This is a genomic window from Citrobacter sp. Cpo126 (assembly GCF_030332445.1).
In the GTDB taxonomy this organism is placed as follows: Bacteria; Pseudomonadota; Gammaproteobacteria; order Enterobacterales; family Enterobacteriaceae; genus Citrobacter; species Citrobacter portucalensis.
The window spans coordinates 24,923-37,556 of record NZ_JAOWHT010000039.1 but is presented as its reverse complement, the minus strand read 5'-3'; the positions used below and the strand labels follow the sequence as shown (position 1 = coordinate 37,556).

General features: G+C 52.8%; 13 protein-coding genes. 2 read left to right on the top strand and 11 right to left on the bottom strand.

Translation table 11 applies throughout. The features are described 5' to 3' along the window. Positions 1–57 precede the first annotated feature (57 nt). Together OGY17_RS18440 and OGY17_RS18435 are read right to left on the bottom strand one after the other, a co-directional pair. A complete protein-coding gene (locus OGY17_RS18440; protein ID WP_008783828.1) occupies positions 58–1,062 on the bottom strand; it encodes a LacI family DNA-binding transcriptional regulator in 1,005 nt (334 codons plus the stop codon). Between the two features lie 167 nt (positions 1,063–1,229). Continuing rightward, positions 1,230–1,679 carry a GNAT family N-acetyltransferase gene (locus OGY17_RS18435; RefSeq protein WP_191226371.1) on the bottom strand — a complete coding sequence of 150 codons (450 nt, stop codon included), beginning with the start codon at positions 1,677–1,679 and terminating at the stop codon, positions 1,230–1,232. A gap of 124 nt (positions 1,680–1,803) precedes the next feature. Between OGY17_RS18435 and pdxR the strand changes: the two genes are divergently transcribed. Both pdxR and OGY17_RS18425 read left to right on the top strand, forming a co-directional pair. Further along, complete coding sequence (gene pdxR, locus OGY17_RS18430; RefSeq protein ID WP_286607993.1) at positions 1,804–3,273, top strand: MocR-like pyridoxine biosynthesis transcription factor PdxR; 1,470 nt, start codon at positions 1,804–1,806, stop codon at positions 3,271–3,273. A 192-nt stretch (positions 3,274–3,465) separates the two neighbouring features. Then, positions 3,466–4,179: a GNAT family N-acetyltransferase gene (locus OGY17_RS18425; protein WP_048236034.1), complete on the top strand. Its 714-nt coding sequence runs from the start codon at positions 3,466–3,468 to the stop codon at positions 4,177–4,179. A 52-nt stretch (positions 4,180–4,231) separates the two neighbouring features. On the opposite strand, the gene cbdX is transcribed toward OGY17_RS18425, so the two are convergent. The 9 genes from cbdX to hyaA form a co-directional block, all read right to left on the bottom strand. Continuing rightward, positions 4,232–4,321, bottom strand: coding sequence for a cytochrome bd-II oxidase subunit CbdX (gene cbdX, locus OGY17_RS18420; RefSeq protein ID WP_003830863.1), 90 nt, complete (start codon positions 4,319–4,321; stop codon positions 4,232–4,234). Between the two features lie 13 nt (positions 4,322–4,334). Next, positions 4,335–5,471: a cytochrome d ubiquinol oxidase subunit II gene (gene appB / locus OGY17_RS18415; protein WP_057068765.1), complete on the bottom strand. Its 1,137-nt coding sequence runs from the start codon at positions 5,469–5,471 to the stop codon at positions 4,335–4,337. Positions 5,472–5,482: 11 nt separating this feature from the next. Next, positions 5,483–7,027 (bottom strand): cytochrome bd-II oxidase subunit 1, encoded by a 1,545-nt coding sequence (gene appC, locus OGY17_RS18410; protein WP_286607989.1) that lies wholly within the window; start codon positions 7,025–7,027, stop codon positions 5,483–5,485. 88 nt (positions 7,028–7,115) lie between these two features. Next, positions 7,116–7,973, bottom strand: coding sequence for a hydrogenase expression/formation protein (locus OGY17_RS18405; RefSeq protein ID WP_258735583.1), 858 nt, complete (start codon positions 7,971–7,973; stop codon positions 7,116–7,118). Next, positions 7,973–8,374 carry a hydrogenase-1 operon protein HyaE gene (gene hyaE / locus OGY17_RS18400; RefSeq protein WP_128612362.1) on the bottom strand — a complete coding sequence of 134 codons (402 nt, stop codon included), beginning with the start codon at positions 8,372–8,374 and terminating at the stop codon, positions 7,973–7,975. Before hyaE ends, OGY17_RS18405 begins: the two co-directional genes overlap by 1 nt. A 5-nt stretch (positions 8,375–8,379) precedes the next feature. Then, positions 8,380–8,961 carry a hydrogenase 1 maturation protease gene (gene hyaD / locus OGY17_RS18395; protein ID WP_234096101.1) on the bottom strand — a complete coding sequence of 194 codons (582 nt, stop codon included), beginning with the start codon at positions 8,959–8,961 and terminating at the stop codon, positions 8,380–8,382. After that, on the bottom strand, positions 8,958–9,692 hold the full coding sequence (gene hyaC / locus OGY17_RS18390; RefSeq protein WP_100271449.1) for a Ni/Fe-hydrogenase b-type cytochrome subunit: 735 nt from the start codon (positions 9,690–9,692) through the stop codon (positions 8,958–8,960). Before hyaC ends, hyaD begins: the two co-directional genes overlap by 4 nt. 18 nt (positions 9,693–9,710) lie before the next feature. Continuing rightward, a complete protein-coding gene (gene hyaB / locus OGY17_RS18385; RefSeq protein ID WP_286607986.1) occupies positions 9,711–11,504 on the bottom strand; it encodes a Ni/Fe-hydrogenase large subunit in 1,794 nt (597 codons plus the stop codon). Then, positions 11,501–12,628 (bottom strand): hydrogenase 1 small subunit, encoded by a 1,128-nt coding sequence (gene hyaA / locus OGY17_RS18380; protein ID WP_095533162.1) that lies wholly within the window; start codon positions 12,626–12,628, stop codon positions 11,501–11,503. Before hyaA ends, hyaB begins: the two co-directional genes overlap by 4 nt. Positions 12,629–12,634 lie beyond the last annotated feature (6 nt).

The window sequence follows — 12,634 nt, the reverse complement described above, 5'->3', positions numbered from 1 at the left end:
AGACGTTAAACTTGAAGTCGATCACAATTCAGGGGCTTGACGATTTACGCATTGATTTCAGAGAGAGGGGGGAAGAACAGAATCGCGGATCACTAAATCCGCAGTGAAACTATTCACGCTGGGACGCTGAGTTGCGCCCTTAAAAAGCTGTATCGCCAGCTGCGAAGCGCAGCGAGCCATGCGCTCAACGGGATAATGCATTGTTGTGAGTGCGGGATAGAGATAGCGGGCCATCACCACATCATCAAATCCAACGATCGAAAGCTGCTGCGGAAGTGTAATTCCCTGCTGATGGAGGATGCGCATAATCCCGGCGGCCATCACATCATTAAATGTCACCGCTGCGGTGAAAGGAATGCCGCAATTAAGCAGCTGATGTGCAGCGCGTTCGCCACCTTCTTCATTAAAGGGCACGCTAATCACCCAGTTTTTATCTGGCGTAATGCCATATTCGGCCAGCGCCTGGCGATAACCTTCCAGCCGCTCACGGCGATCGATAATCGGTAAATCACTTGTCACGCAGGCAATACAACGGTGCCCCTGTTCCAGGAGATGTAGCGTGGCTGTTTTAGCAGCTTGACTATTTTCCAGCCACACGCAGCGATTGGCCATCCCGGCAATATAGCGGTTCACGACCACCATGGCAGGAAAATGAGCGGCATATCGCAACAGTTCCTTTTCAGACAGTCTACTGGCATGGACCACAATAGCTTCACAGCCCTGGTTTATCAGGAAATCGAGTCCTGATTTTTCCATTCCTTCATCGTGGCCACCGCTGCATACCATCAGCCGAAATTGCTGCTGGCGTGATACTTCTTCCACGCCTCGGGCAAGCCTGGCAAAAAAGGGATCGGCAAGGTTGCCGGTCAATAACCCGAGCATGTCACCGCTGCGTTTCGCTAATGCAATAGCGGCGGCATTGCGATGATAGTTCAGTTCGCGCATGGCTTTTTCAACACGCTCACGCGTCACGGGTTCAACCCATGCGGTTTGATTAATAACACGTGAAACTGTTGCGGTGGACACTCCCGCTAACTCTGCAACATCCTTTATCGTTGCCATGCTGGCTCTTTACCTTTTTGATTCTTAAGAATTTGCTTATCGCTGGTTTTTTTCCTTATCTTATTCAGGTTGGGGGGATTTGTCACCGAGACATCCTCTGAGTATATCTACTCAGAGGCTTATTTTTAGTACTGAATAATTAAATACTATCCTGAGTATTATTATCCTTACATACGATATTCGATCATCCCGCTCTTTTGGGCCACCCAGTCATACAGACGTTGTCCACGGAGATTGGTTTCATGCGTATGCCAGTATAATCTTGACGCGTGGTGTTTTTTGGCTTGTTGTTGGACATACTCGATAAGCTGTTTACCGATATGTTGACCACGTACCTCTTCGCTAACAAATAAATCTTCGAGATAGCAATAGTTGGATTCTGCCCATGTTGAACGGTGAAAGAGATAATGCACCAGCCCCACTATTTTTCCATCATATTTTGCAACAGCACAATAAACAGGTTCGTTCGGGGTAAGGAAACGCTCCCACGTTAATTTTGTTACTTCATCTGAAATTTTAGTGCGATAAAATGTTTGATAGTTTATCCATAAAGGAAGCCAGCTGGCGTAGTCTTTTTGTTCTGCACTTTCAATAGTAACGGTATTCATGTTAGTCATATATATCCTGATATTTTATACGAGTAATGTGTTAGTATGATGATACTAAGAACTTTATAATTTCTCGTAAAGAGACACTTTCGATATATTGATAGGATCCACTTTTAGTATAAAGGTTAATACAATGAAGAAAAACAATGCGCCTTTATTTCAAGGATTTGTTTTAGGAAAAGGCGCGGTTAAGGAGCAGGTTTACCACATCCTCCGCGATCACATCCTCGAAGGGCGATTGCCGCCAGGAACAAAAATGCCATCAACCAGGGCATTGTCCGAGATGATGTCAATTTCACGAAACTCAGCGATCGCCGGTTATGACAGGCTTTTAGATGAAGGGTATATCCTGACCCGTAAAGGGTCTGGAACATATGTCTCACATAATATTCCGGATCGGAGTATCAGCAATAGCTATCCAAAGATGGCGTCGGGGGACGTCGTCTCGCCTGATGAACAGGTTCACAGCCGAAATAATCCTGTTCGCGATTTGTGGTCAAATGAGTATGAAGGGCGCTGCATGAACCGCCTATTTGCGGTTGGTGTCGGGTGTACGGATCTCTTCCCGCATGCGTTATGGGGAAAGCTACTGCAACGTGTCTGGAGACAATCCCGGCATCAACTGGGCGCTCACACTCATCCTTGCGGGTACTTTCCATTGAGAAAAGCGGTTTGCCGCTACATTAAAACAACGCGTGGAGTGAACTGTAACGAAGAACAGATAATCATCGTAAATGGTATTCAACAGGCATTGAACATTACTGCACGAGCATTGCTGTCGGCAGGAAGTGATGTTTGGCTGGACGACCCGGGTTACAAAGGCGCTCGCGGCGCCTTCATGTCAGTTGGCGCGATGGTGAGGCCAGTACCGGTAGATAGCGAGGGAATGAACGTCCGCTATGGTATTGATCATTTTCCTGACGCTAAGCTGGCCTATGTCGTCCCGTCGGATCAATATCCATTAAGTGGAACGTTGAGTTTATCCCGCCGTTTTGAGCTGCTGGAATGGGCGAAGTCGAATCAGGCATGGATATTTGAAGATGACTATAATAGCGAGTTCCGTTATGCCGACCGTTCTTTACAAGCTCTGCAAGGATTAGATCAGAATCAACGCGTAATCTACGCCGGAACATTTTCTAAAATGATGTACCCGGAATTCCGTTTAGGTTTTTTAGTTGTCCCGCCGGGTTTACAAGAACAAATTATGGTGACGAAATATTTTTCCGATCTTGGCACCAGTTATCTTGAACAGGCTGTGATGGCGAATTTTATTGAGGATGGTCACTATGCCAGTCATGTGCGCCGAATTCGTAAGGCATGCTATGAAAGAAGAACTGCGCTGGTCAATGCTATTCAAGAATACCTGGCTGATAAAATGATTGTGCAACCTTCTGACTCTGGCGTCCATATTGTGTGCTGGCTACAAAACGGATTAACCGGAAATGAAGTTGAGGAGCAAGCCAGATTACTAGGGATGGGAATACTATCACTAAGTCGTTATTACCAGAGCGATATCTCACGACAGGGGATTTTGATTGGTTTTGCAAATCATCCGGTAGAGGCAATTGTTGATGGGATTTGCCGTTTGGCTCAGGTTATTTAAATTATAATTTATTTAGCTCTTAGCATTAATGCAGTAAATACGTTTCTTTCTCTACAGGCAAAAATATAGCGTCTGTTTTTTGTACAATTAAATAGTGTGGATCCGTTAAAAACACGCATTGTGGTTCTTTTGGGCCGCTCAGTTTGATCATACCCTGCGCTGGTTTAGTTCTGTTTTGTAAGAGGTACAGATATGCCGGGCGTCTTTAATCAATTCCAACAACCCGTAGGTATGACTTTGTCTGACTGGAAAGGCGCACCCTTTCCACAGGCTCAGCAAATTACAGGTCGCTATTGTAAGCTTGAGCGCATTAACACCGAACGCCATGCAAAAGAGTTGTATGAAGCGTACTGCGAAGCAAGCGATTGTCGTGACTGGACATATCTGGCGGTCGGACCTTTTGAAACTTTTGATGCCTTCCTGGTTTATTTAAAACACATGGAAGAACAGACAGATCCGATGCATTTTGCCGTGATCGATTTAACCAGTATGAAACCTGTTGGGACGTTTGCTCTTATGCGGATTGATCCCGCAAATGGTGTGATTGAGGTAGGGCATGTTTCTTACTCCGTACGCATGAAACGCACGCGAATTTCAACGGAAGTCATATCATTGCTTTTAAAGTACGTTTTTGAGGATCTGGGTTATCGCCGTTTTGAATGGAAATGTGATGCCTTCAATGAGCCTTCCCGTAGGGCGGCGGAGCGCTTTGGCTTCAGTTTTGAAGGTATATTCCGTCAGGCTATCGTTACCCGTGGACGAAATCGTGATACCGCATGGTACTCAATCATTGACGGTGAGTACCCGATACTTCGACCTGCCTACGATCTGTGGCTCGATGAGCGTAATTTCGATAGCCAGGGACGGCAGATTCGGCGCCTTGGCGAGCTGATGGAAAGGGGATAAAAAAGCTCCCCGAATAAACCGGAGAGCCAGAAAGCGTAGCGCACGCGCAGTATTATTTCTGCCGCGACTCCAGCCAGACCAGTGCCAGCGTGGAGAGTGCGCACATCAGCAGAATGCCGACAAACCAAAACAGATACCACATCGTACGGTCCTCCCTAGTAAAGTTCGTGATTGTGGCGGCGGATCGTTTCTACATTGATTCGTCCCAGCATTTTGTAATAACTCCACACGGTATAAAGCAGAACGATCGGTAGAAAAATCAGCACAATAACCAGCATGATACTGAGCGTCATCTGGCTGGAGGTACTGTCCCACACCGTCAGGCTAGAGAGCGGATACGCGCTTGAAGGCATCACAAACGGAAACAGGGTGATTCCGGCGGTGAAGATCACGCAGGCCTGGGTCAGTGAAGCGCACAGAAATCCCCATACGGCCCGACGTTGCCCGCAGGCATAGATCGCGAGCATCGGGAACATCATGCCAAGCAGCGGAATAATTAACAGCAGTGGTGACTGATAAAAGTGCGCCATCCACGCGCCCGGTGAGGTCGTTACCATTTTTAACAGCGGGTTGGAAGGACCATTCGGATCCTGGCTAAGCAACACATAGCCGTCGATCCCCGTCCATAGCCAGTAACCGGCTAACAGAAAGCAGAGCACGACCAGCATTGCGCTACGACGGGTAGCAGAGAGCGCGCGTTGGTGAAGAATGCCGTCGGTCTTCAACTGGAGCCACACGCCCCCTTGCAGAATAACCAGCATCAGGCTTAATGCGCCGCACAGCAGCGCAAAGGGTGAGAGTAATTGCCAGAAAGTGCCCAGGTATTGCACATGAAGCTGTGGTGTGAAGATAAAAGGTACGCCCAAGAACAGGTTGCCGAACGCGACGCCGAAGATAACAGGAGGGACCAGGCTCCCGATAACCAACCCGGTGTCCCACATAGCACGCCAGCGTGCATTGGCTATTTTGCCGCGATAATCAAAGGCCAACGGGCGAAAGAAAAGGGCACACAGCACCAGGATCATTGCCACATAAAACCCCGAAAATGCGGCGGCATAGACCCGCGGCCAGGCCGCGAATAATGCACCACCCGCCAGAATGAGCCACACCTGGTTACCTTCCCAGTGCGCCCCGACGCTATTGATTAACACCCGTCGCTCATCATCGTTTCGCGCGATCAGCGGTAACAGGCAGCCGACCCCCATATCAAACCCGTCAGTGACCATAAAGGCCACCAGAATGATGCCAATCAGCAGCCACCAAATGAGCCGCAACGTTTCATAATCCAACATGATTGTCTCCTTTATCCCTGTTGTTGCGTTGGTTGCTGGTTATGCATTGCATCTGGACCAAGGCGCGCGTATTTCTGCATCAGGTAGACCTCAGCAATTAAAAACAGGGTGTAAAGCGTGAGAATTAGCCCCATCGAGAAGGCCTGTTGGCCTGCGCTCAGCGCGGAGTGGGCGTACCATGTCGGCAAAATATCCTGAATCGCCCACGGCTGGCGGCCAAACTCCGTCATAAACCAGCCCGCTTCGATGGCAATCCACGGAAGCGGCAGGCTCCACAGCGTCATGCGCAGTACCCAGCGATGCTGGTCGATACGCCAGCGTAAGGTCTGTATCAACGCAATCGCCATCACCAGTAGCAGCAGCGAACCGCAAGCAATCATGATGCGAAAGCTCCAGAACACGGGGGCCACTTGCGGAATGGCGCCGCGTTGCGCGGCCTGATATTGCGCTGGCGTAACGTGGTTCATGTCAGGCGCGTAGTTCGCCAGCAGGATGCCGTAACCCAGATCTTTCTCCACAGCGTGAAAAGTGTTCAGTACCTGAGGCGTGCGGTTACCTTTGGCAATTTCCTGCATCAGTAACCATGCCTCCCGGCCTCGCTGCAGGCGTGGGAGCGCGTCCGCCATCAGGTTTTTCAGCCCCGGAACCGGCGTATCCAAAGAGTGGGTCGCCAGAATACCCAGCAGGGCCGGTATTTTCACGGCAAAGGCGTTACGCTCTTGCTCCTGCTGCGGCCAGGCGATGACATGAAAGGGCGCGGGGGCCGGTTCGGTTTGCCATTCGCCCTCCATTGCCGCCAGTTTTACTGGCTGGAGCTGGGCGACCTCAAAGGCTGAGCTATCACCCAGTTGTAGCGTGCCGAGGATAGCCAGCGTGCCAAAGACGGAACCCACCGCGAAGGAGCGCCGGGCGAACTCACGATTGCGACCACGCAGCAAATACCAGGCGCTGATGGACATCACAAACATGGCGCCGGTGACATAACCAGACATCACGGTATGCACAAATTTCACCTGGCTGACGGGGTTAAAGACCAGCTCGCTAAAGCTGGTCATCTCCATGCGCAGGGTATCAAAATTAAAGTGAGCGCCAGTTGGATATTGCATCCAGCCGTTGGCGTTGAGGATCCACAGGGCCGAAATGTTAGAGCCAAACGCAACCAGCCAGGTCACCAGTAAATGCTGATACTTGTTTAAGCGCTGCCAGCCAAAGAAGAACAGCCCCACGAAGGTGGATTCAAGAAAGAAGGCCATCAAGGCTTCCATCGCCAGCGGGGCACCGAAAATATCACCCACATAGTTGGAATAGAGCGACCAGTTAGTACCGAACTGAAACTCCATGGTCAGGCCGGTTGCCACGCCGAGCGCAAAGTTAATACCGAATAGCTTTCCCCAGAAACGCGTCATGTCGCGGTAGACTGTTTTGCCGGTCACCACGAACAGGGTTTCCATGATGGCTAGCAAAAAAATCAGCCCCAGCGTCAGGGGAACAAACAGAAAATGGTACAGCGCGGTCAGCGCAAACTGCCAGCGCGATAGGTCAATGACGTCCCACATGCGAACTCCATCAGGCATTAGAGAGTGAATAGGTAAGGAAGAAAACGTCAGATCCGCAGTAGAAAAGTACGCGGGTCTAAAGAGGGGATCAGGCAGGCGGGCCGGATGCCAGCCAGCCGCAGACTTCATCCAGCCGCTCGAGCGAGTCGAGCAGATCTTCCGGTGCGGCCAACACCAGTTCCGGCAACGGACAGATCTCATAACTCTCAAGCAGAAGCCCTTTCAGGGTATCCAGACAGCGAACATGCCAGACATGGCGCAGCGCCGTGGCGTCGATTTGGCTCTCGCCGTAGCCGATGGTGCGGATTTGAATGTGCCCTTCGCCGCACAGGCGGGCGAGGAACAGGCGATCCGCGTCGCTAATCGGCAGTTGGGTGAGGTTAATGCTATGGGGTTGCGCTGCCGGATCTCGCACGTGCGCCAGCAGTTCCTGGGCCAGCGTCAGGCCATTCATCAACCCATCTATAGGCGGAGGCAGCAGGCTATCGTCCGGCAGCGTATTGATTGTTGCCGCCTGCCACAGTGCCCGTGGTGCGCTGCCTACTTCCAGATGTTCCTGCCATTGCCCCTTGTCATTCTGACAACGCACCCGCCAGATACCGCAGAAAATCGACTCCTGAATCTCGCTCGCCCTGCCGTCAGCATGCTGAATGCGCACGGAAACTTCGCCTTCGCCGAGTAGCGTATTCAGAAAGGTGAGATCGTCTGCATTGAGCGAGGATAAATCCCATCCCAGCACATCCTGTTTGGCGGGAATTCTCTGGGTGAGCTGGTGGCGCACATCGGCTAACAATGCCATCACCGCCGGGCTGTGCGGACAGTTTTCCAGTGTTGCCATGCTGGGGTCGCTGTTGATCTGGCAGGTGAGGGGCAAGGGATTCATGCTGAAGCTGTCATCACCTGGCTGCGTTCCTGGCCCCAGCAGATGAAAAAAGGAATCGCTCATCATGCAGACTCCGGCGGTATACGTTGTTCAACGAGGGGACGCATCAGGTTGAGCAAGTCGGCCCACGGGTGGATACCGCTGAGAATGCCGCGCAGCTCACCCTGGGTAAACACCAGGGTAGCCGGAAAACGGAACACGCCAAAGCGATCGCCGATCGCCTCGCTGTGTTCAAGATCCGCCATGGCGATGTGCCAGTCAAACTGGGGAAACTCGCGGAGCAACTCGGCAATCATGACCGGGTTATCGCTGACTTCCGGTGTACGGCGAGGATCGCTACTGAGCAGGACCACGCCATTACGCACGCGGGTTATCCAGTCATCCAGTTCAGATGCGCTCAGCGGTTGCCAGCCCTTAGCCAGCATTCGCTGCCATAGCGCAGAAAACGGTTGGTCATTCAACATGTTAATTATCTCTCCAGCGTTACGCGATACTGGCGAATACGCACGCCTTCATAGTTTTCCATCGACAGGCAGTCATAGTTCAGGCAACGCGTTTCATCGCTTGTCTGTGGCGCAATGCCCCACGCGGCCAGTTGCGTAAGCGCGGCCTGTTCCGCCGACGGGAGCTGAGCGCGCGCGATGTCGGTCAGGCTGCCGCCATAGTCGTCCAGCTGTACCGGCTGTAGTCCCACCAGAGCGATGTGCGCGGGGAGATGGCCGCGAATATCCGCCAGAGCCAGCACTTCAGAGAAGCTGTTCTGATGCAGACTCATTTTTTTAGCGCTGAGGTAACTCGGGACTTTGTCTCCGGCGTAAGTTTGCAGGGTTCCCGGCTCAAGCCCGTAGTCGATGGCGTCAAGCAGCAGCAAATGGCTGGCCTGCTCAACGTAGCCAAGCAGATTCAGTCCCTGCGTGCCGCCGTCAACAATCTCTACCGATTCTGGCCAGTGATAATGGGCGTACAGGCGCTCAGCGAGGCGAATACCAAACCCTTCATCTGCCCACAGCAGGTTGCCTAAGCCCATCACGATGACGTTAGGTTCGCTCATGACGCCTCCTTATCGTGCTGACCCTTGGGAAACTTATGGCTACGAAAGCCGTTAATCATGGTTGAGATGACGGTTTCGTCAGACATGATGTCCTCACGAATCGCCATATACACATGGCCTACGATGAAGGCGGCGATGAACCACATCCCTAACCGATGCCAGCTGTGGATATCGAGAGAGTTCCCGCCGGTCCAGTAGAAAAACTCTGTCACATAGCGGAAAGGGGTAAAAATGGCGTACTGGCTATGTTCGCTGTATAAGGCAAAACCGGTGAGGATCATAAAAACGGAAAGCAGGAAATAACCGCACATCGCCGCCTGTGCGATGGGGTTATGACCGATATCATCTCCCGGTTTTTTTTCCAGAAACAGATACCAACGCACCACAGAATACGCACCCTGCCACCAGCTGCGCCGCCAGACCGGCACGATAAACAGTTCGCGTGAATAACGGTTACCGACGAAGGCCCAGTAAATGCGCATCAGCAGTATCACCGTGAACACCATGGCGGCGGCGAAATGCACCAGCCGAATGTCGCCCATATAGAACAGATAAGTGGCCTCACCGCTGACCGACGGCAGCGGTCGGCCAATGAAGTATCCGGTCACCATCAACACCAACATGCAGCCCACCGTCAGCCAGTGCCACAAGCGTACTGGCGCTTCAAACACATAGTGGCTGGTGGTGGTATCACGCGCCTCCCCGACGCGTGGGGATGTTTTTCCAGTCATCGTTCCGTTCCTTAACGCTTAGCGAACCTGGACGGCGATAAGTTCGCTGCCGTCGTCGCCGAGTACGTGGGTTGAACATGCCAGGCAGGGGTCGAAGCTGTGCAAGGTGCGCAGGATCTCCAACGGTTGATCCGGTATCGCCATTTGGGTGCCCATCAGCGCCGCCTCGTAAGCGCCAATTTGTCCCTTTGGATCGCGCGGGCTGGCATTCCAGGTGGTCGGCACCACGCATTGATACAGGTCGATCTTCTGGTCGCGAATCGATGCCCAGTGGCCTAATGCTCCGCGCGGCGCTTCGGTAAAACCGATCCCGCGACAGTGCTGCGGCCAACTTTCAGGCTCCCACTTTTCGGTATTTGCGGTAGCCAGATTGCCGTTTTTCAGGTTGGTCATCAGCTTGTCGAAGAAATATTGCAGCTTGCTCACGGCCCACTGCGCTTCGTGCGCGCGACACAGAATACGTCCCAGCGTTGATTGCATACCCGACAGCGGCAGCTTGAGGGCGGACATCATGCGATCCACGGATTCAATCGTGGCGGCATCCCCTTTGTGATAGGCAATCAGCGTACGCGCCAACGGCCCAACTTCCATAGCGTGTCCCCGCCAGCGCGGGGCTTTAATCCACGAGTAGCGTTCCTGTTCGTTGAGCTGCTTGATATCGGTATCACTGCCTTTGACATCGCCCGGGTTATACCAAGGTTCAGTAATCCCTTCGAACGGATGACGACCTAATTGATCGTCCGGATAACGATACCAGGCATGATCGACAAACTCCTGAATTTGCTGCTGATCGTTCAGGTCCACCGGCATGACGTTGTTAAAATCACCGTTAATCACCGCGCCGCCAGGCATCAATAGGCTCTTCGCGCTGAAGTCATTGGCGATATCCGGGAACGCGCCGTAGCTTAAGACGCACTTATCAGAAAGCCCGGTGCCAATCTGGCTCCAGGGTTTATTGAACTGGCCGATAGCCAGCGCGTCAGGCACCATGACGTTGTTGATGAAATCAGCGGTGCGGGTGATGATCGACTGCACCAGGTTCAGGCGTTCCATATCGACTGCGCCTACCGCGCCGCTCTGATCGATATTGATAGCGCACGGCATCCCACCGACAATCCAGTTCGGATGCGGATTCTTACCGCCAAACACCGTATGGATTTTGATGATCTCGCGCTGAAAATCGAGCGCTTCCAGATAGTGGGCAAAGCCCATCAGGTTGGCCTCTGGCGACAGCTTGTACTGCGGATGTCCCCAGTAACCGTTGCGAAAAATCCCCAACTGACCGCCTTCGACAAATTTCTTCAGGCGATTTTGGACGTCAAAGAAGTAGCCTGGAGAAGACATCGGCCAGGCTGAAAGGCTTTGTGCCAGCTGCGATGTGGCGCGCGGATCTGCTTTTAGGGCATTCAGCACGTCAATCCAGTCCATTCCGGCTAACTGGTAAAAGTGCACCAGATGGTCGTGGCACCACAGCGTCGCCAGCATAATATTGCGAATGATGTTGGCGTTGTCGGGCACCTTTATGCCAATAGCGTCCTCAATGGCATAGACCGAGGCGAGCGCATGTACGCCGGTGCACACTCCGCAGATTCGTTCGACAAATGCCCAGGCATCGCGCGGGTCGCGCCCCTGTAGAATGATCTCCAGCCCGCGGAACATAGTGCCGCAGGAAACCGCGTTGGTGATGATGTTCTGCTCATTAATGTTCACTTCACAACGCATATGGCCTTCAATGCGCGTGATGGGGTCGACAACCAGACGGCGACCGGCATTGTTTAAGGTATATCCCTGGGTTTGATACGAATTGCTCATGCCTGTTTATCCTTATTGTCTGGAGACTGTTGTCCGGCGTCGGCTAGTTGCTGTTTGTGGCGGTTGTGTTGATTGACGGCGCTGGCGACTGCGTGAACACCGACACCGGCCGCCACGACGCCTAGCGCGGTGAGGCCCACGGTATCGGCGGTTGAATGCGTCCCCATTTGCGGAATATCAACCACGCGACTGTAGAACGAACCGCGATCCCAGAAGCCGTTTTCCGAACATCCCAGACAACCGTGGCCGGACTGGATGGGGAAGGAAACGCCACCATTCCAGCGGGTGGTGGAACAGGCGTTATAGGTGGTTGGCCCTTTGCAGCCCATTTTGTACAGGCAATAGCCTTTGCGGGCGGCGTCATCGTCCCAACTCTCAACGAACTCCCCGGCGTCAAAGTGGGCGCGGCGGTAGCATTTATCGTGAATACGCTGACCATAGAACATCAGCGGACGACCCAGACGATCGAGTTCAGGCAAACGATCAAATGTCACCATGTAGGTAATGATGGCGCTCATGACATCCGGAATCGGCGGGCAGCCGGGCACTTTCACGATCGGCTTATCGGTGATCACCTTATCGATCGGCGTAGCCTGGGTAGGGTTAGGCCGGGCAGCCTGTACGCAGCCCCAAGAGGCGCAGGTTCCCCAGGCGATAATCGCGCTGGCACCTGCTGCGGCTCTTTTTAGCTTTTCAATAAAAGGGCGCCCGCTGCTGATGCAAAACATTCCTTGCTCGCCCAGCGGAGGGTTGCCTTCGACTGCCAGAATGTATCGGCCGTGGTAGCGGCTCAGAATGTCTTCAAATACCTCTTCGGCCTGCGTTCCGGCGGCGGCCATCAGCGTGTCGTCGTAATCGAGGGAAATCAGGGAGAGGATGACGTCTTTGGCAAGTGGGTGAGAGGAGCGGATAAATGATTCGGTGCAGCAGGTGCATTCCAGCCCGTGGATCCAGACTACCGGGATCCGGGGTTTGTTCTCCAGCGCCCAGGCAATTCTGGGCGTCATTCCGGCTCCCAACCCCAGCGATGTAGCCGCGAGGCTACAATATTTGAGAAAACTGCGTCTACTTACGCCTTTGCGACGCATCGCCTGATAAAAGGTCTCCTCGTTATTCGTATTCATAACACG